16 protein-coding genes and 1 tRNA gene are annotated in these 17,349 nt (G+C 63.6%); all 17 read right to left on the reverse strand.

Annotated elements, in window-relative coordinates:
* Nucleotides 1-11: 11 nt before the first annotated feature.
* The gene (nuoL, locus tag AC1DN0_RS02305; protein WP_477145503.1) at nucleotides 12-2,111 is read right to left on the reverse strand and encodes an NADH-quinone oxidoreductase subunit L; all 2,100 of its coding nucleotides are present in this window, start codon (nucleotides 2,109-2,111) and stop codon (nucleotides 12-14) included.
* Between the two features lie 59 nt (nucleotides 2,112-2,170).
* Entirely contained in the window at nucleotides 2,171-2,476 is a 306-nt protein-coding gene (nuoK, locus tag AC1DN0_RS02310) for an NADH-quinone oxidoreductase subunit NuoK (protein WP_006156828.1), read from the reverse strand.
* 16 nt (nucleotides 2,477-2,492) lie between these two features.
* On the reverse strand, nucleotides 2,493-3,143 hold the full coding sequence (locus AC1DN0_RS02315) for an NADH-quinone oxidoreductase subunit J (RefSeq protein ID WP_045238145.1): 651 nt from the start codon (nucleotides 3,141-3,143) through the stop codon (nucleotides 2,493-2,495).
* Nucleotides 3,144-3,287: 144 nt separating this feature from the next.
* Complete coding sequence (gene nuoI, locus AC1DN0_RS02320) at nucleotides 3,288-3,779, reverse strand: NADH-quinone oxidoreductase subunit NuoI (protein ID WP_017224316.1); 492 nt, start codon at nucleotides 3,777-3,779, stop codon at nucleotides 3,288-3,290.
* Between the two features lie 65 nt (nucleotides 3,780-3,844).
* Complete coding sequence (gene nuoH / locus AC1DN0_RS02325) at nucleotides 3,845-4,909, reverse strand: NADH-quinone oxidoreductase subunit NuoH (RefSeq protein WP_006156831.1); 1,065 nt, start codon at nucleotides 4,907-4,909, stop codon at nucleotides 3,845-3,847.
* A gap of 18 nt (nucleotides 4,910-4,927) precedes the next feature.
* A complete protein-coding gene (nuoG, locus tag AC1DN0_RS02330; RefSeq protein WP_477145504.1) occupies nucleotides 4,928-7,303 on the reverse strand; it encodes an NADH-quinone oxidoreductase subunit NuoG in 2,376 nt (791 codons plus the stop codon).
* A gap of 12 nt (nucleotides 7,304-7,315) precedes the next feature.
* Nucleotides 7,316-8,611: an NADH-quinone oxidoreductase subunit NuoF gene (gene nuoF / locus AC1DN0_RS02335; protein WP_477145505.1), complete on the reverse strand. Its 1,296-nt coding sequence runs from the start codon at nucleotides 8,609-8,611 to the stop codon at nucleotides 7,316-7,318.
* Between the two features lies 1 nt (nucleotide 8,612).
* On the reverse strand, nucleotides 8,613-9,107 hold the full coding sequence (gene nuoE, locus AC1DN0_RS02340) for an NADH-quinone oxidoreductase subunit NuoE (RefSeq protein ID WP_035868701.1): 495 nt from the start codon (nucleotides 9,105-9,107) through the stop codon (nucleotides 8,613-8,615).
* Nucleotides 9,108-9,307: 200 nt separating this feature from the next.
* Nucleotides 9,308-10,561, reverse strand: coding sequence for an NADH-quinone oxidoreductase subunit D (locus tag AC1DN0_RS02345; RefSeq protein ID WP_477145506.1), 1,254 nt, complete (start codon nucleotides 10,559-10,561; stop codon nucleotides 9,308-9,310).
* A gap of 9 nt (nucleotides 10,562-10,570) precedes the next feature.
* On the reverse strand, nucleotides 10,571-11,170 hold the full coding sequence (locus tag AC1DN0_RS02350) for an NADH-quinone oxidoreductase subunit C (protein WP_045238149.1): 600 nt from the start codon (nucleotides 11,168-11,170) through the stop codon (nucleotides 10,571-10,573).
* 1 nt (nucleotide 11,171) lies between these two features.
* Nucleotides 11,172-11,654, reverse strand: coding sequence for a NuoB/complex I 20 kDa subunit family protein (locus tag AC1DN0_RS02355; RefSeq protein ID WP_006156837.1), 483 nt, complete (start codon nucleotides 11,652-11,654; stop codon nucleotides 11,172-11,174).
* Between the two features lie 6 nt (nucleotides 11,655-11,660).
* Nucleotides 11,661-12,020 (reverse strand): NADH-quinone oxidoreductase subunit A, encoded by a 360-nt coding sequence (locus AC1DN0_RS02360; RefSeq protein WP_477145507.1) that lies wholly within the window; start codon nucleotides 12,018-12,020, stop codon nucleotides 11,661-11,663.
* 164 nt (nucleotides 12,021-12,184) lie between these two features.
* Nucleotides 12,185-12,269: transfer RNA gene (locus AC1DN0_RS02365), tRNA-Leu, on the reverse strand.
* A gap of 206 nt (nucleotides 12,270-12,475) precedes the next feature.
* On the reverse strand, nucleotides 12,476-12,853 hold the full coding sequence (gene secG / locus AC1DN0_RS02370) for a preprotein translocase subunit SecG (RefSeq protein ID WP_477145508.1): 378 nt from the start codon (nucleotides 12,851-12,853) through the stop codon (nucleotides 12,476-12,478).
* Nucleotides 12,854-12,899: 46 nt separating this feature from the next.
* Nucleotides 12,900-13,637: a triose-phosphate isomerase gene (tpiA, locus tag AC1DN0_RS02375; protein WP_441630149.1), complete on the reverse strand. Its 738-nt coding sequence runs from the start codon at nucleotides 13,635-13,637 to the stop codon at nucleotides 12,900-12,902.
* A gap of 160 nt (nucleotides 13,638-13,797) precedes the next feature.
* Nucleotides 13,798-14,802, reverse strand: coding sequence for an NAD(P)H-quinone oxidoreductase (locus AC1DN0_RS02380; RefSeq protein WP_441630151.1), 1,005 nt, complete (start codon nucleotides 14,800-14,802; stop codon nucleotides 13,798-13,800).
* Between the two features lie 190 nt (nucleotides 14,803-14,992).
* A complete protein-coding gene (gene pnp / locus AC1DN0_RS02385; RefSeq protein WP_477111089.1) occupies nucleotides 14,993-17,188 on the reverse strand; it encodes a polyribonucleotide nucleotidyltransferase in 2,196 nt (731 codons plus the stop codon).
* Nucleotides 17,189-17,349: the final 161 nt, after the last annotated feature.

Genomic DNA, 17,349 nt, shown 5'->3' on the forward strand with positions numbered 1-17,349 from the left:
TCTTGTTTTCCTTACTTGGCGCTCACCGTGGCGAACGAGGTGCCGAACACCGTCATCGTCAGCAGGATCAGCATGCCCAGGATCATGGCGAATGCGTAGTGATAGATGTAGCCGGATTGCAGGTAACGGCTCACCGACGCGAACCAGCCCACCACACGTGCGGCGCCGTTGACCACGAGGCCGTCGATCAGGCCCTGGTCGCCGCCCTTCCACAGGCCGGTGCCAAGCAGACGGGCACCGCGGGCGAACACAGCCTCGTTGATTGCGTCCATGTAGTACTTGTTGTCCATCAGCGTGTACAAGCCCGAGCAGCGCTGCTTGATGGCCGCGGGGATATCCGGGCGCTTCATGTAGAAGAACCAGGACAGCACCACGCCGGCAATCGCCAGCCACAACACCGGCGTAGTCACCGAGTGCAGCGCCATCTCCACCCAGCCGTGGAAGCCTTGGGCCAGCTCTTCCATGGCGTGGTGGTTCTCACCGACGAAGATCACGTCCTTGAAGGCCACGCCGTGCTTGAAGAAGTCGCCGAACAGCATCGGCTTGATCGTAAGGGCACCGATCACGACCGACGGAATCGCCAGCAGCACCAGGGGCAGCGTGACAACCCACGGCGACTCGTGCGGCTTCTCGCCCGGAGCCAGGCCATGATGATGGTCCGAGGTCGCTTCCTCGTCATCATGATTGCCCGCGTGATGCGCGTGGTGATCTTCCTTGCCGAAGCGTTCTTCCCCGTGGAACACCAGGAAGTACAGGCGGAAGGAATAGAACGCCGTGACGAACACGCTGGACAGCACCGCGAAGTAAGCGAAGCCCGAGCCAGCGATATGCGATTCGGCCACCGCCTCGATAATCGAGTCCTTGGAGTAGAAGCCCGCGAAGAACGGCGTGCCGATCAGCGCCAGCGAACCCACCAGCGACGTGATCCAGGTAATCGGCATGTACTTGCGCAGGCCGCCCATGTTGCGGATGTCCTGGTCATGGTGCAGGCCGATGATGACCGAGCCGGCCGCAAGGAACAGCAGTGCCTTGAAAAACGCGTGGGTCATCAGGTGGAACACGGCCACCGAGTAGGCCGAGGCGCCCAGCGCGACCGTCATGTAGCCGAGCTGCGACAGCGTGGAGTACGCCACCACGCGCTTGATGTCGTTCTGGATCATGCCCAGGAAGCCCATGAACAGCGCGGTAATGGCGCCGATCACCAGCACGAAGGACAGCGCGGTGTCCGACAGCTCGAACAGCGGCGACATGCGCGCGACCATGAAAATGCCGGCCGTCACCATGGTGGCGGCGTGAATCAGCGCGGAGATCGGGGTCGGGCCTTCCATCGAGTCCGGCAGCCACACGTRCAGCGGGAACTGGGCCGACTTGCCCATCGCGCCGATAAACAGGCAGATGCAGGCAACCGTGATCATCATCCAGTCGGTGCCCGGGAAGATCACCGTGGCGAGCTGGTCGCGCGCGGCGAACACTTCGGTGTAGTTCATGCTGCCGCTGTAGGCCAGCAGCAGGCCGATGCCGAGGATRAAGCCGAAGTCRCCSACGCGGTTGACCAGGAACGCCTTSAKGTTGGCGAARATSGCGGTCGGGCGGGTGTACCAGAAGCCGATCAGCAGGTACGACACCAGACCCACGGCTTCCCAGCCGAAGAACAGCTGCAGGAAGTTGTTGCTCATCACCAGCATCAGCATCGAGAAGGTGAACAGCGAGATGTAGGCGAAGAAGCGGTTGTAGCCGGGGTCTTCGCTCATGTAGCCGACGGTGTAGATGTGCACCATCAGCGAGACGAAGGTCACCACCACCATCATCATCGCGGTCAGCGAGTCGACCAGGAAGCCCACTTCCATCTTGAGGCTGCCGATCGTCATCCACTCGTACACGGTGGCATTGAAGCTCGCGCCGTCAAGGACGTCCATCAGCACGATGATCGACAGCAGGCAGGAGATCGCCACACCGAGGATCGTCACGGTGTGGGCCAGCGTGCGGCCGGCGCGCGTCTCCGAGGAGAACGTGCTGAAGAACTTGGTGCCGAACAGGCCGGCGATCGCTGCACCGGCGAGCGGTGCGAGCGGAATCGCCAGTAGCAGGTTGGGGTCGAGCGTGGTTGCCATAGGACGCTTAGTGGTGTGCGGTCGGAGAACGGTCTTGGTTCATAACGTAGAAACTCGGATCAGCCCTTGAGGGTGTCCATGTCGTCCACGTTGATCGTGTCCAGGTTGCGGAACAGCACGACCAGAATTGCAAGGCCGATTGCCGATTCGGCCGCAGCCACCGTGAGGATAAAGAAAACGAAAACCTGTCCTGCCAGGTCGCCCAGATAGTGCGAGAAGGCGACGAAGTTCATATTGACCGCAAGCAGCATCAGTTCGATCGCCATCAGCAGCACGATGACGTTCTTGCGGTTCAGGAAAATACCAACGATGCTGATGGCGAACAGGATCGCACCGAGCACGAGGAAATGGGCGAGAGAGAGCACAGCGTTTCTCCGGGCTTTAGTTCTTGTTGGCGGCAGCCGCGGCATCCGGGCTGGCTTGGGTGCCGGCACGGGCTTCGCTGGGCATCGAGACCAGGCGCACGCGGTCCTGGCGGCGGGTACGCAGTTGCTCGCCCACGTCTTGCGACTTGTTGTCCTTGCGGCGGCGCAGCGTCAGCGCAACGGCGGCGATGATCGCCACCAGCAGGATGATGCCGGCCACTTCGAAGGCGTAGATGTAGTCGGTGTAGATCAGCTTGCCGAGCTCGGCGGTGTTGGAGTAGTCCGGGCCGTGCACGACGTTGTTCAGCGGCGTGGTCGTGCCGATGAAGTTGCGCACCAGCACGGTGGCCATCTCGGCGATGATCAGCGCGCCAACCACCGAAGCCATCGGTACATAGGTCCAGAAGTCCCGTCGCAGGTGCTCGATATCGATATCGATCATCATCACCACGAACAGGAACAGCACCATCACCGCGCCCACGTACACCAGCACCAGCAGGATGGCGAGGAATTCGGCCTTCAGCAGCATCCAGATCGCGGCTGCCGTAAAAAACGACAGCACGAGGAACAGTGCGGAGTGCACCGGGTTCTTCGCGGTGATGACTTTCAGTGCGGAGAGCACCAGCACCAGCGCAAAGACATAGAAGATGGTGGTCGTGAGTTCCATGGTCCTCGTCGAGCCTTCTGGCACAAGCCACCCCTGGTGGCCTGCCCTTGCGGCATCCTTTTCGTTGGCCCCACACGGGGCCCGATTCACTATTCGTTGGCAACGTCCGCCAGAATCGGCGGACGCGCCCTGTATCGCGCCGTATTAACGGTACTTGGCGTCCGCGGCCTTCGCCGCGGCAATCTGCGGCTCGTAGCGGTCGCCCACGGCCAGCAGCATGTCCTTGGTGAAGTACAGGTCGCCGCGCTTCTCGCCGTGGTATTCGAGAATATGCGTCTCGACGATGGCGTCGACCGGGCAGGCTTCCTCGCAGAAACCGCAGAAAATGCACTTGGTCAGGTCGATGTCATAGCGCGTGGTGCGGCGGGTACCGTCGACGCGTGCATCGGACTCGATGGTGATGGCCAGTGCCGGGCAAACCGCTTCGCACAGCTTGCAGGCGATGCAGCGCTCTTCGCCGTTCGGGTAGCGGCGCAGCGCGTGCAGACCCCGGAAACGCGGCGACATCGGCGTTTTTTCTTCCGGGAACTGGACTGTGATCTTGCGCGCGAAGAGATAACGCCCGGTCAGGGCCATGCCCTTGAAGAGTTCCTTCAGGAGCAGGCTGTTGAAGAAGTCCTTGATGGCGAGCAGCATGACGATTGCTTCCTAATGATTCCACGGGGCGCCGCCAAATGCGGCTGCGCCCCTGCTTTGGCCGTTCAATGCCAGATATTCCAGGGCGACCGGATCCAGATCGCCACGATGACCAGCCAGCCCACCGTCAGCGGGATGAAGATCTTCCAGCCCAGGCGCATGATCTGGTCATAGCGGTAACGCGGGAACGAAGCGCGGATCCAGATAAACACCGACAGCAGCAAAAATACCTTGATCAGCAGCCAGAAGAAACCCGGCACCGCGTTCGTGATGAAGCTCTCGAACGGGGGCGCCCAGCCGCCCAGGAACATCAGCGCGGTCATCGTGGAGATGACGATCATGTTGATGTACTCGGCCAGGAAGAACAGCGCGAAGCCCATGCCCGAGTATTCGATCATGTGGCCGGCCACGATTTCCGACTCGCCTTCGACCACGTCAAACGGGTGGCGGTTGGTTTCGGCCACGCCGGAGATGAAGTACACGCCGAACATGGGCAGCAGCGGCAGCCAGTTCCACGACAGTACGTTGATCCCCATGTTGGCGAAGTAGCCGGTGTTCTGCGAGTTGACGATGGCCGACAGGTTCAGGCTGCCCGACACCATCAGCACAGTCACCAGGGCAAAGCCCATGGCGATTTCATACGACACCATCTGCGCCGCGGCGCGCATGGCGCCGATGAAGGCGTACTTGGAGTTGGAGGCCCAGCCTGCCAGGATCACGCCGTACACGCCAACCGAGCTGATCGCCATCACGTACAGCAGGCCGGCGTTGACGTTGGCCATCACCACCTCGGCCTGGAACGGAATCACCGCCCAGATCGCCACGGCGGGCATCAGCACCATCAGCGGGGCAACCAGGTACATGCCCCGGCTGACCTGCGTGGGCATCATCACTTCCTTGAGCAGCAGCTTGAGCACGTCGGCGATCGGCTGCAGCAGGCCCAGCGGGCCGACCCGGTTCGGGCCGATACGCACGTGCATCCAGCCGATCAGCTTGCGCTCCCAGAGGATCAGGTAGGCCACGCACAACAGCAGCGGCACCACAATGACCACGGCGCGAATCAGGATCCACAGCGGCGTCCAGGCGCCGCCGAAGAGATTCTGTCCTTGCGAGGTAATCCAGTCGATCATGTTTCTTTCTCGCTCTTCTTATGCCGTGGCCGCCGGCTCGGCCGCGCCCTTCGCGGCGGCGGCCAGGTCGATGGCTTTCTCTACGGTGACGGTACCGAACATGGCGCCCAGGCTGGTCGCGGCAACGGTGCCGGCGGACACGCGCACGGTGCCGGCAGGCAACGCGGCTTCCAGGGCGGCCGGCAGCACCACGCTGCCCTGCCCTTGCGTCACGCGCACCGGGTCGCCCGCCTGCACGCCCAGCGAGGCGAACAAGTCGGCCGACAGGCCGGCTTGCATGGCGCGGCGCGCGGCTGCGGTCAGTTGCAGCGAATCGGCACGGCGCACGATCGGGTCCGCGTGGTAGATCGGCACATCGGCGATGCGCTCGATGCCGCCCGCGGCGGCGCTCACGCGGATGGCCGCGTCGGTGCCGTTGTTCAGTTGCGGAGCGACCGGCTTGGCCAGCACTTCGTCGCGCACGCTTTCGGCGGTCTCGTAGTCGAAACCAGGCACGTCGAGCAGGTTGCCCAGCACGCGCAGCACCTTCCATGCCGGACGCGAATCGCCCAGCGCACGGACGACGCCGTTGAAGCTTTGCGGCAGGCCTTCGCAGTTCACGAACGTACCCGCGGTTTCGGTGAACGGGGTCACCGGCAGGATCACGTCAGCATATTGCAGCGCGGCTTCCGAGCGGAACGGCGACAGCACCACCACGGTACCGGCCTGGGCCAGCGCGGCCAGGGCCTGACGCGGGTTGGCAGCGTCGAACTCGGGTTCCGTGTTCAGCAGCACGTAGGCGCGGCGCGGCGTGTCGAACATGGCCTGCGCGTTGGCGCCGCCCTTCTGCGGCAGCGCACCTGCGATATGGCCGCCGACCGTGTTCGCGGCTTCGGTCAGGAAGCCCAGCGTGGCGCCGGTTTCGGTGGCGATCCACTGTGCCAGCGCGTGCAGCGCGGCGAATTGCGGGTGACGCACGGCCTCGTTGCCGAGGAACACGGCGCGGCGCTCGCCCGACAGCAGCGCATCGGCTACCAGCCTGGACTTGTCGTCGCCGTCGAAACCATCGGTGCCCGCCGGAGCGGCCACGCCCTTGGCGGCGGCGACGGCACGGGCCACGCCGGCCAGGGCTGCGGTCCAGCCGGACGGTGCAGCGTCGATGCGTGCGGCCAGCGGCATCAGCAGGTCATCGGCGCTGGCGCCGAGCACTGCCACGCGGGCGCCCTTCTTGCCGGCCTGGCGCAGACGCGCGGCCAGCAGCGGGTGATCCTTGCGCAGAGATGAACCGATCACCAGTACGCGCTGCAGCGCGGAGACGTCGGCAATCGGCAGGCCCAGCCACGGCGCGCCCTTGATGGCGGCCGAGAAGTCGGTCTGGCGCTGGCGGAAGTCAACGTTGTCGCTGCCCAGTCCACGCACCAGCTTACCCAGCAGGTGGAGTTCTTCCAGCGTGCTGTGCGGGCTGGCCAGCGCGGCGATCTGGTCGGCGCCATGGTCGCGCTTGATGCTGGCGAGGCCATTGGCCACGTATTCCAGCGCGGTCTGCCAGTCCGTTTCCATCCACTCGCCACCTTGCTTGAGCAGGGGCTTGGTGAGACGGTCGGCGCTGTTCAGGCCTTCGTACGAGAAGCGGTCCTTGTCGGACAGCCAGCATTCGTTGACGGCTTCGTTGTCCAGCGGCAGCACGCGCATTACGCGCTGGTTCTTGGTCTGTACCACCAGGTTCGCGCCCAGGCCATCGTGCGGCGACACCGACTTGCGGCGAGCCAGTTCCCAGGTACGGGCCGAGTAGCGGAACGGCTTGCTGGTCAGCGCGCCGACCGGGCACAGGTCGATCATGTTGCCGGACAGTTCCGAATCCACGGTCTGGCCGACGAAGGTCGTGATCTCGGAGTGCTCGCCGCGGCCCAGCATGCCCAGCTCCATCACGCCGGCCACTTCCTGGCCRAAGCGCACGCARCGGGTGCAGTGGATGCAGCGGSTCATCTCTTCCATGGAGATCAGCGGGCCAACGTTCTTGTGGAAGACGACGCGCTTTTCTTCCTTGTAGCGCGATTCCGATGCGCCGTAGCCCACGGCCAGATCCTGCAGCTGGCACTCGCCGCCCTGATCGCAGATCGGGCAATCCAGCGGGTGGTTGATCAGCAGGAATTCCATCACCGACTTCTGCGCCTTGACCGCCTTCTCCGAATTGGTGAAGACCTTCATGCCAGGGGTAACGGGCGTGGCGCAGGCCGGCAGCGCCTTGGGCGCTTTCTCAACCTCAACCAGGCACATGCGGCAGTTAGCCGCAATGGACAATTTACGGTGGTAGCAGAAGTGCGGGATGTAGGTGCCCAGCTGGCGGGCGGCTTCCATCACCAGGCTGCCTTCAGCAACCTCAACCTTCTTGCCGTCGATCTCGAGTTCAACCATGTTCTGCCACGCTTAAGAGTAGGCCGGAACCATGCACTGCTTGTGTTCGACGTGATATTCGAACTCTTTCCAGTAGTGCTTGAGCATGCCGCGGACCGGCATCGCTGCCGCATCACCGAGCGCGCAGATGGTGCGGCCCATGATGTTTTCAGCGACGTTATTGAGCAGGTCCAGGTCTTCCTGGCGCCCTTCTCCGTGTTCGATACGATTCACCATGCGGTAGAGCCAGCCGGTGCCTTCACGGCACGGCGTGCACTGGCCGCACGATTCTTCAAAGTAGAAATACGACAGACGCAGCAGCGAGCGAACCATGCAGCGCGTCTCGTCCATCACGATCACCGCGCCCGAGCCCAGCATCGAKCCGGCCTTGGCGATCGAGTCGTAATCCATGTCGGACGCCATCATCATGTCGCCCGGCACCACCGGGGCGGACGAGCCACCCGGGATCACTGCCTTGATGCGCTTGCCGCCGCGCATGCCGCCGGCGAGTTCCAGCAGGGTCGCGAACGGCGTGCCCAGCGGGATCTCGTAGTTGCCGGGACGCTCGATGTCGCCGGAAATCGAGAAGATCTTGGAGCCGCCGTTGTTCGGCTTGCCCATCTTCAGGTAGTTTTCCGGCCCGATCGACAGCAGGAACGGCACCGCGGCGAACGTCTCGGTGTTGTTGATGGTGGTCGGCTTGCCGTACAGGCCAAAGCTGGCCGGGAAAGGCGGCTTGAAGCGCGGCTGGCCTTTCTTGCCTTCCAGCGATTCGAGCAGCGCGGTTTCCTCGCCACAGATGTAGGCGCCGTAGCCGTGGTGGGCGTGCAACTGGAAGTTGAAGCCCGAATCCAGGATGTTGTCACCCAGGAAGCCAGCCGCGCGCGCCTCTTCGAGCGCCTGCTCGAAGATCTTGTATTCGTTCCAGATCTCGCCGTGGATGTAGTTGTAGCCCACGGTGATGCCCATCGCGTACGCACCGATGGCCATGCCTTCGATCAGCGCATGCGGGTTGTAGCGGATGATGTCGCGGTCCTTGAAGGTACCTGGCTCGCCCTCGTCGGTGTTGCAGACCAGGTATTTCTGGCCGGGGAACTGACGCGGCATGAAGSWCCACTTSAGGCCGGTSGGGAAGCCTGCGCCGCCACGGCCGCGMAGGCCCGAGGCCTTGACGTCCGCGATCACCTGCTCGGGCGTGATCTTCTCGGTCAGGATGCGCTTGAGCTGCTGATAGCCGCCGCGCTTGACGTAGTCTTCGAGGTGCCAGTTGCTGCCATCGAGGCCGGCCAGGATCAGCGGCTTGATGTGGCGGTCGTGCAGAGAGGTCATGTTACTTGTCCCCCTTGGCGGTGCCCTTGAGCTCGTCCACCAGCGCGTCCAGCTTGGCGTCGCTCATGTGGCTGCACATGCGGGTATTGTTGACGATCATCACCGGTGCGTCGCCGCAGGCGCCCATGCACTCGCCTTCCTTCAGGGTGAAGGTGCCGCACGGGGTGGTTTCGTTATAGCCGATACCCAGCTTTTGCTTGAGGTAGTCGCCGGCCCGTTCGCCACCGGAGAGTGCGCACGGCAGGTTGGTGCAGACGGTCAGCTTGTACTTGCCGACCGGCTTGGTGTCGTACATGTTGTAGAAGGTTGCGACCTCCTCGACCCATACCGGCGGCATGTCGAGGTAGCTGGCAACGAACTGCATGACTTCCGGGGAGACCCAGCCCACTTCGCCCTGCGCCACGGCCAACGCCGCCATCACGGCCGACTGCTTCTGGTCAGCCGGATACTTGGCGATCGCGCGATCGATTTCCTTGAGAGCTTCTGCTGATAGCATGGTCGTTGCTGTAATACGCCGAGTCATTTGCGGAACTGCGCCGCCACATGGCACGCATCCGCAGGTTTGCAGCCGTCGCTGCCGTTGCGGCCCGCATGTCGCAGCATGCTGGGCCCACCGCGGGTTTCCCGTGGCCGGACACCGTGATTCGGGTCCTTGCCAGGGGCGCCCGGATCGTCGTCCGGGGCCGGCGGTACCAATTAGCGGTCGATCTCGCCGAAGACGATGTCCTGGGTACCGATGATCGTTACCGCGTCCGCAATCATGTGGCCCTTGGCCATTTCATCCAGGGCGGCAAGATGGGCAAAGCCCGGTGCCCTGATCTTCAGGCGGTACGGCTTGTTCGCGCCGTCGGAGATCGCATAGATGCCGAACTCGCCCTTGGGATGCTCCACCGCCGCGTAGGTCTCGCCTTCCGGCACGTGAATGCCTTCGGTAAAGAGCTTGAAGTGGTGGATCAGCTCTTCCATGTTGGACTTCATGTCCACGCGCGAAGGCGGCGCCACCTTGTGGTTGTCGGTCATCACCGGGCCGGGGTTGCGGCGCAGCCAGTCGATGCACTGCTTGATGATGCCGTTGGACTGCCGCATCTCTTCGATACGCACCAGGTAGCGCGAGTAGCAATCGCCGCCCACGCCCACCGGGACCTGGAAGTCCATGCGGTCATACACTTCGTAGGGCTGCTTCTTGCGCAGGTCCCACTCGATGCCGGAGCCGCGCAGCATCGGGCCGGTAAAGCCCATTTGCAGCGCGCGTTCCGGGCTCACCACGCCGATGCCGACCAGGCGCTGTTTCCAGATCCGGTTGTCCGTCAGCAGCGTTTCGTATTCGTCAACGTACTTCGGGAAACGGTTGGTGAAGTCCTCGATGAAGTCCAGCAGCGAACCCGAACGCGCCTCGTTCATGGCCTTGATGGCGCGTTCGTTGTGGATCTTCGATGCCTTGTATTGCGGCATTGTGTCCGGCAGGTCGCGGTACACGCCGCCCGGACGGTAGTAGGCCGCGTGCATGCGCGCGCCCGATACCGCCTCGTACATGTCGAACATGTCCTCGCGTTCGCGGAAGGCGTACAGGAACACCGCCATCGCGCCCACGTCGAGCGCGTGCGAGCCGATCCACATCAGGTGGTTCAGCAGACGCGTGATCTCGTCGAACATCACGCGGATGTATTGCGCGCGGACCGGCACGTCGAGACCCAGCATCTTCTCGATGGCCATCACGTAGGCATGCTCGTTGACCATCATCGACACGTAGTCGAGGCGGTCCATGTACGGCACGCTCTGGATCCAGGTCTTTTGCTCGGCCAGCTTTTCGGTGGCACGGTGCAACAGGCCGATATGGGGGTCGGCGCGCTGGATCACTTCGCCGTCAAGCTCCAGCACAAGGCGCAGCACRCCGTGYGCSGCMGGATGCTGCGGGCCGAAGTTCAKGGTGTAGTTCTTGATATCTGCCATTGCGCGTTCTCAGTGCTGCAAGCCGCCGTAATTCTCTTCGCGGATGACGCGCGGCGTTACCTCGCGCGGCTCGATCGTGACGGGCTGGTAGATCACCCGCTTCTGTTCGGGGTCGTAGCGCATCTCGACATAGCCCGATACCGGGAAGTCCTTGCGGAACGGATGGCCGACGAAACCGTAGTCGGTCAACAGGCGGCGCAGGTCGTTATGGCCCTCGAACACGATGCCATAGAAGTCGAACGCTTCGCGCTCGAACCAGTTGGCCGAGTTCCAGACGTCATTCAGCGACGGCACCACGGGCACGTCGTCATCCGGCGCGAACACACGTACGCGCAGACGCCAGTTGTGCGTCACCGACAGCAGGTGCGTCACGGCGGCGAAACGGGGACCATCCCAGGCGCCGTCGCCATAGGAGGAATAATCGACGCCGCAAACGTCGATCAGCTGCTCGAAGCGCAGCGACGGATCGTCGCGCAGCATCAGCGCGGTTTCGACGGAGTCTTCGGCCTTGACGATAAGGGTAATCTCGCCTACCGCCTCCACCAGTTTCTGGATACGCTTGCCCAGTACCTTTTCGAGCGCGGCCTTCAGAGTATCGAGGTTCGACATGTCAGCCCTTGCGCGCGATGGTGTTGGTGCGACGGATCTTGTTCTGCAGCTGGATGATGCCGTAGATCAGCGCTTCCGCCGTGGGGGGGCAGCCAGGCACATAGATATCCACCGGCACGATCCGGTCGCAACCACGCACCACTGAATACGAGTAGTGATAGTAACCGCCGCCATTCGCGCACGAACCCATCGAGATCACCCAGCGTGGCTCGGCCATCTGGTCGTAGACCTTGCGCAGCGCGGGGGCCATCTTGTTGCACAGCGTGCCGGCCACGATCATCACGTCCGACTGGCGCGGCGACGGGCGGAAAATCACGCCGAAGCGGTCCATGTCGTAGCGCGCGGCGCCAGCATGCATCATTTCCACAGCGCAGCACGCCAGGCCAAAGGTCATCGGCCAGAGCGACCCGGTGCGGGTCCAGTTGATCAGCTTGTCAGCGGTAGTCGTGACGAAGCCTTCATTGAGAACGCCTTCGATTGCCATATCACATCACTCCCAATCGAGCGCGCCCTTTTTCCAGATGTAGACGAAGCCCACGATGAATTCCAGCAGAAACACGCCCATGGCGAAGAAACCCGGCCAGCCGATATCCCGCAGGGCTACACCCCAGGGAAACAGGAAGGCGGTTTCGAGATCGAACAGGATAAAAAGAATAGCGATGAGGTAGTAGCGCACGTCGAACTTCATGCGCGCGTCCTCGAACGCTTCGAAGCCGCACTCGTACGGAGAGAGCTTCGCGGKATCAGGWTTGTTGGGACCGAGWATYCGRCCAATSGACATCAGTGCMAYRCCGAGCACGACRCCRAAGAKGATGAAGATGAGGACGGGGAAGTAGGCTTCGAGAKTCAAGGTACGGCCAGCCTTATCTGGAATGTTGTCAACAGCACCAGCGGTAAGCGGCGTCCTGTTGCCCACCCCAAGCGCCATTCCGTAGAAATTACGACGCCGCCTTGCGGACTGGCCGGGCTGCCCATCCGGGATACACTCCGGACGGACAACCCGATCAAGTTGTTTGGTGCCGACGGCGAGACTCGAACTCGCACAGCTTTCGCCACTACCCCCTCAAGATAGCGTGTCTACCAATTTCACCACGTCGGCTGGGGGAGAAACAATATTGCCTCGCGCCGGGCTTTTCAGGGCCCAGGGTTTTTACACCCTTCGGAACTCTGGCTGGGACTGCTTTGTCCTGGCTAGAGCCCCGTCGCTGGGGGATCGTTTCAAGCCTTGTATTCTAACCTAGAATTCCTGATTTGTTCAATGCACAACTGCAAAAATCTTCAAGAATCAGACACAAGGCAGGTTGATTATTTCGGTACTGCGGGCGCGGACGAATTCGAAGCCGCGGCACCCGATGCGGCAGCCGCGGCTGCAGGCGCCGAAGCCCCCGCCACTGCCGGTGYCACCTGCGGCGCGGAGCCCATCACACCCAGCGATGCCGCCGGCCGATAGTTGCCCAGCAGCGTCAGGCTCAGCGTGCAGATGAAGAACAGCGTCGCCAGCACGGCGGTGGTACGCGACAGGAAGTTGGCCGAGCCGGTGGCGCCGAACAGGCTGCCCGAGGCCCCCGAGCCGAACGCCGCACCGACATCGGCGCCCTTGCCATGCTGCAGCAGCACCAGGCCAATCACGCCAAGCGCGGATAGTACCTGCGCCACTACCAACAAAGTTTTGAAAATTGCCATTTGGTTCGATTCGCTTGCCTGATCAGACCCTATGAGCGGCCGGCATTCAGGCGTTGCCGATCGCGAGGAAATCGTCCGACTTCAGCGAGGCGCCTCCGATCAGCCCCCCGTCGATGTCGGGCATGGAAAATAGTTCTGCCGCGTTGTCCGGCTTGACGCTGCCGCCGTACAGCATGGCCATGCGAGCCGCAACCCCTGCATCGCGCGCTGCCACCTGGCCGCGCAAGAAGGCATGCACGGCCTGGGCCTGCTCGCTGCTTGCGGTCTTGCCGGTGCCGATTGCCCACACCGGCTCATATGCCAGCACGATACGCCCAAGCTGCTCCAGCGACAGCGCTTCGAGCACGGCGCCAAGCTGACGGCCAACCACCGCCTCGGTCTCGCCGGCCTCGCGCTGCGCCAGGGTCTCGCCCACGCACACCACCGGCACGATGCCGAATTCGAGTGCGCGCAGCGCCTTGGCCGCCACCGTGGCATCGTTCTCGCCATGGTAGCTGCGGCGCTCCGAATGCCCCACGAGGGCGTACGAAACACCGAACTCGGCCAGCATGGATGCCGCCACTTCGCCCGTGAAGGCACCGCGCGCCTCGGCGGATACGTCTTGAGCGCCCCAGGCCACATTGGAGCCGACCAGCAACGACTGGCACTGTGCCAGGTAAGGGAACGGCGCACACACCGCAAGGCGGGCACGTGCCGGTACAGCCTTGATACCTTCCAGCAGGGCCGCGTTGGCGGCCAGGCTGCCGTGCATCTTCCAGTTGCCGATGACGAGCTTTTGTCTCACAGGGCGCCCCTCTCAATCAAACCGGCTATTGTAGCGCGGGCCAGGGCCCTACGCCACCGAAGGGGCCCGAAATCGGCCAGGAGGCTCCCGCGCCCAGGCGATCCCGGGGCCCGCCCTACCCTGCCATACCGCCGGGGCGCGCAGCCCCAGCTCCGCCCGCTTACCAGGTCAGGACGATCTTGCCGATGTGCTCGCTCGATTCCATCAGGCGATGCGCGTCCGCCGCCTGGGCGGCCGGGAAGGTCTGGTGGATCACCGGCTTGATCTTGCCCGCGGCCAGCAGCGGCCAGACGTGCTGGTGCAGTGCTTGCGCTATCTCACCCTTGAACGAAACCGGGCGCGGACGCAGCGTCGAACCGGTAACGGTGATGCGTCGGCGCAGGATGTCGCCCAGCGGGATCTCCGCCTTTGCGCCGCCCAGCAGCGCAATGATCACGATGCGGCCGTCGTCGGCCACGCAGGAAAGCTCGCGCGCCAGGTAGGGGCCGGCCACCATGTCGAGGATGACGTCCGCGCCGCGGCCACCGGTCAAGGCCTTGACCTCGGCGACGAAGTCTTCGGTCTTGTAGTTGATGGCGCGGTCGGCGCCCAGTTCCTCGCAGGCACGGCACTTGTCTGCGCTGCCAGCCGTCACGAAGACCTTGTGGCCCAGTGCCTTGGCAATCTGGATGGCGGTCGTGCCGATGCCGCTGGAGCCACCCTGGATCAGCAGGGTCTCATCCTTGCCCAGCGGGCCGCGGCCCAGGTAGCCGCGATCGAACACATTGCTCCATACGGTGAAGAAGGTCTCGGGCAATGCCGCCGCCTCGATATCCGACAGGCCGGCCGGCACCGGCAGGCATTGCGCCGCGGGGGCCACGCACAGCTCCGCGTAGCCACCGCCCTGCACCAGCGCGCAGACGCGATCGCCCAGCTTCAGGCCGAAGCGGTTGTCGGTGTGCGACAGGTCGCCGCCGGCAACCACCCCCGCCACTTCCAGGCCCGGCAGGTCGGACGCGCCGGGCGGCACAGGATAGTTGCCGGTGCGCTGGAATACGTCGGGGCGGTTGATGCCGGCCGCGCTCACGCGGATCAGGATCTCTCCCGCCTTGGGCACGGGATCGGGACGTTGCGCCAGTTGCAGGACTTCGGGGGCGCCGTATTCGCGGATTTCGATGGCTTGCATTGCTGCTCCTTGCTTTTCGCATGCGGCGGGCTCTCGCACGCATGACGGGGGATCGATCTGCTCTGCCGCCGCGCAGCACTACAAACGGGCCGAGCGGGCCGCCGGTGGCGGACGGGACTGGCGGCAGTGTAAACAAAAAAACGGCTGGACATCGCCAGCCGCTTTCTCTGCTACGGATACTACGAAACGCTTACTGCTGTTGCTGATCCGCCGAAGGCGTCGTCGGCGCAGCCGGTGCGGCCGGAGCAGCAGGTGCTTCGCTGGTGTTGGCGATCGGGCTGATGCTGCCACCCTCTTCGGCCAGCGCAGCCTTCAGGGACAGGCGCAGGCGGCCCTTTTCGTCGGCCTGGATCAGCTTCACGCGAACGTGCTGGCCTTCCTTGAGCCAATCCTTGATGTCCTTGACGCGCTCGTTGACGATCTCGGAGATGTGCAGCAGGCCGTCCTTGCCCGGCAGGATGTTGACGATGGCGCCAAAGTCCAGCAGCTTCAGCACGGTGCCGGCGTAGATCTTGCCCACTTCGGCTTCCGCGGTGATGCCTTCGATGCGGCGCTTGGCTTCGGCCATGCCATCGGTCGAGGTCGAGGCGATGGTGATGGTGCCGTCTTCCTGGATGTCGATGGTGGTGCCGGTTTCCTTGGTCAGCGCCTGGATGGTCGAGCCGCCCTTGCCGATCACTTCGCGGATCTTGTCCGGATGGATCTTCATGGTGATCATGCGCGGTGCGTGCTCCGACAGCTCGGTGCGCGCATGGCCCATCGCATCCTGCATCTTGCCCAGGATATGCAGGCGGCCTTCCTTGGCTTGCGCCAGCGCGACCTGCATGATTTCCTTGGTGATGCCCTGGACCTTGATGTCCATCTGCAGCGCCGTGATGCCGTTGTCGGTACCCGCGACCTTGAAGTCCATGTCGCCGAGGTGGTCCTCGTCACCGAGGATGTCGGTCAGCACGGCGAACTTGTTGCCTTCCAGGATCAGGCCCATGGCCACGCCGGCCACGTGCGCCTTGATCGGAACGCCGGCGTCCATCAGTGCCAGGCAGCCGCCGCACACCGATGCCATCGACGACGAGCCGTTGGATTCGGTGATTTCCGACACCAGGCGAATGGTGTAGGCAAATTCGTCATCCTTCGGCAGGACCGGGATCAGCGCGCGCTTGGCGAGGCGGCCGTGACCGATTTCGCGGCGCTTGGGGCTGCCCACGCGACCGGTTTCGCCGGTGGCGAACGGAGGCATGTTGTAGTGGAGCATGAAGCGGTCGCGGTATTCGCCGGCGAGCGCGTCGATGATCTGCTCATCGCCCTTGGTGCCCAGCGTGGCAACCACCAGCGCCTGGGTTTCACCACGGGTGAAGATGGCCGAGCCGTGGGCGCGCGGCAGCACCGACGAACGGATCTCGATCGGGCGCACGGTGCGGGTATCGCGGCCATCGATGCGCGGCTCGCCCGACAGCACCTGGCTGCGCACGATCTTGGCTTCGATGTCGAACAGCACGTTGCCCACTTCGACCTTGTCGGCTTCCACGCCGGCTTCGGCCAGCTTGGCCGTCACGGAGGCGTAGACTTCCTTGAGCTTCTGGCTGCGCGCCGACTTCTGGCGCAGCTGGTAGGCGTCCTGCAGCAGCGGCAGGGCGATCTCGCCAACCTTGGCGATCAGCGCTTCGTTCTTCGGTGCGGCGGTCCAGTCCCACTCCGGCTTGCCGCCGTCGCGCACCAGCTCATGGATGGCGTTGATGGCGGTCTGCATTTGCTCGTGGCCATAGACCACGGCGCCCAGCATCACTTCTTCCGACAGCTGGCGGGCTTCCGACTCCACCATCAGCACGGCGCGCTCGGTACCGGCAACCACGAGGTCCAGTTCCGATGCGGCGATCTGCGAGCGGGTCGGGTTCAGCAGGTACTGGCCGTCCTTGTAGCCAACGCGCGCTGCGCCGACCGGGCCGCTGAACGGAATGCCCGACACTGCCAGGGCAGCCGACGCGCCGATCAGGGCGGGGATATCCGCCGGCACTTCCGGGTTCAACGACAGCACGTGGATGACCACTTGCACTTCGTTATAGAAACCTTCCGGGAACAGCGGGCGCAGCGGACGGTCGATCAGGCGCGAGGTCAGCGTCTCGTTTTCCGACGGACGGCCTTCACGCTTGAAGAAGCCACCGGGGATCTTGCCGGCGGCGTAGGTCTTTTCGATGTAGTCGACGGTCAGCGGGAAGAAGTCCTGGCCGGCCTTGGGCGACTTGGCAGCGACAACGGTGGCGAGCACCACGGTGTCTTCAATGTCGACGATCACGGCACCGCCAGCCTGGCGGGCAATCTCGCCAGTTTCCAGGCGCACCTTGTGCTGGCCCCACTGGAATTCCTTGACGATCTTATTGAACATGGTCATGAGCGTTCCTTTAATTCGCGCTTGCACGCTTGTGCAACGCCCGCGTTAGCAGCCGCGGGCGAACTGCCGGATCATCGTCGGTCGCAGTTGCAGGGAAGTGCTATGCCATTCCAGTGCGGCACCTGCTCAGTTGGTGCTCAGGTGGATACCGCCCTGGAATG

The sequence above is a fragment of the Cupriavidus sp. 05N39 genome (assembly GCF_056397325.1).